3 protein-coding genes are annotated in these 1,651 nt (G+C 50.3%); 2 read left to right on the top strand and 1 reads right to left on the bottom strand.

Annotated elements, in window-relative coordinates; translation table 11 throughout:
* Position 1: 1 nt before the first annotated feature.
* Positions 2-649, bottom strand: a complete 648-nt coding sequence (gene bamD / locus Q1K24_RS06120; RefSeq protein ID WP_300367512.1) for an outer membrane protein assembly factor BamD — start codon at positions 647-649, stop codon at positions 2-4.
* 134 nt (positions 650-783) lie between these two features.
* On the opposite strand from bamD, the gene fliW reads away from it, so the two are divergent.
* Together fliW and Q1K24_RS06110 are read left to right on the top strand one after the other, a co-directional pair.
* On the top strand, positions 784-1,188 hold the full coding sequence (fliW, locus tag Q1K24_RS06115; RefSeq protein WP_300367509.1) for a flagellar assembly protein FliW: 405 nt from the start codon (positions 784-786) through the stop codon (positions 1,186-1,188).
* Positions 1,185-1,651 (top strand): NAD(P)-binding domain-containing protein (locus Q1K24_RS06110; protein WP_300367506.1); only part of this gene is annotated, 467 nt, incomplete at its 3' end. The genes fliW and Q1K24_RS06110, both read left to right, overlap by 4 nt.

Below are 1,651 nucleotides of genomic sequence, written 5' to 3'. Positions count from 1 at the left end.
CCTACTCGAATAACCAACCAAACCACCCTCTCGACGGCGGTTCGATATCGTCCAGTTTGATCCAGCCCACTTCGTTGCGTTTCCGGTAGATTTCGGCCGCTCTGGGCTTGTCACGCCGTTCGTAGAGTGCCGCGATGTTTTCGTTGAGGAGGAATCGGGTCATCTGCAGACGCACCTCCATCGTGTGGACCATCGGCGTATAGACCCCGTCCGGATACTTGACGATATAGTTTCTCGCCCGGATCAGCGTATCCGAAATGAGTTTCTGGTCACGCTGCGGTGAATGCAGGCCATAGAATGCCGCCTTGATCTGAAGAAACTCGGCCAGTATGCGATTTTTGAAACTGCCGTAGCGTTTCATGTACTCTTCGAGGTAGAAATTGGCCAGCAGATACTCTTCGCTGTCCATATGTGCCTGCATCAGAATGATCATCGCCTGCGGAATGAGCGGCGAACTGATATGTTCGCTCTCGAGCGACGTGAAGATATTGTCCGCCTCTTCGAGATTGCCGCTGGCAATCTTTTTCATCATCTTCTGATACCAGTAGAGTGCCGGTTTTTCATACTCCTCTTCACTCTTGGAACCGCAACCGGTTATGGCCGACATTATCACGATTCCCATCAGAAAACTTAGAGCCATTCGACGCATTCACACCCTTTTCGATGACCTGACATCCCCTCTTTCTGCAACACGCTTTCAGGGTAGTCATAGGTACTCTGGAATAAACTAATAATCAATTTTAGCCGATATATTATTACTAATGCATTAAAAGGTATACCTTCATGGATTTTAAAGCCGTCATACCGATTCTGGGATTCGACGACCTCGAAGATGTCGTGCTGGAGCCCATTGATGAGATCTTTTTCAGACTCACCAGCAAACATGGCGACACACCCGCTTTCACGCTGATCCAGCCGGCCGCTCTCCGCAATGACTATGTATTCGACCTCCCCAAAAGCGCCGTGGAAAAACTCCGGCTCGAAAACGAGGAGGATGCGATGGTTCTCAATATCATGATTGTCGACACACCGCTGGAAAATTCCCATGTCAATTTTATCGCGCCGCTGGTCTTCAATCAGAAAAAAGGTGTGATGGGGCAGGTGGTTCTCGACTCGATCAAATACCCCGATTTCGGTCTGGCGGACCCTCTGAAAAAATTTCTCAGCCATGCGGAGAGCCAATCATGAATATCACAATCGTCGGTCCCGGAAAAATGGCACTCGCTCTGGCCAAAGGGCTCGAAAAGGAGCATGAACTCACGATCGTCGGACGCGACGGCGAAAAGCTTCTCCACTTTACGAAACAGCTCTCCAGGCATGCAAAAACCGCGCTCCTCGACAAATATGACATCGATGGCGAAACCGTCCTGCTCTGTGTAAAACCCCATGCTTTTAAAGATGTTTCATCCATGCTGAAAGGCAAAGCGGAGGTACTCTACTCCGTCCTCGCCGGCACATCCATCGACAGATTGAAAAAGAGTGTCAAAGCGGAACACTATGTCCGCGTCATGCCCAACATCGCCGCCGAATTTTTTGCCTCGATGACGACACTGACGGGTGCTGAGAAGAAAAAAGAGGAGGCCGAAACCCTTTTCGCCTCTATCGGTCAGACGCTCTGGGTCGACAGTGAAAAGGAGCTCGACATCGCCAC

The organism is Hydrogenimonas sp., assembly GCF_029932565.1.
In the GTDB taxonomy this organism is placed as follows: domain Bacteria; phylum Campylobacterota; class Campylobacteria; order Campylobacterales; family Hydrogenimonadaceae; genus Hydrogenimonas.
This window is presented reverse-complemented; position numbering and strand designations above follow the sequence as displayed.

Coding starts and splice junctions, on each gene's coding strand:
- bamD (WP_300367512.1), bottom strand. CDS start 649: ATGCGTCGAATGGCTCTAAGTTTTCTGATGGGAATCGTGATAATGTCG.
- fliW (WP_300367509.1), top strand. CDS start 784: ATGGATTTTAAAGCCGTCATACCGATTCTGGGATTCGACGACCTCGAA.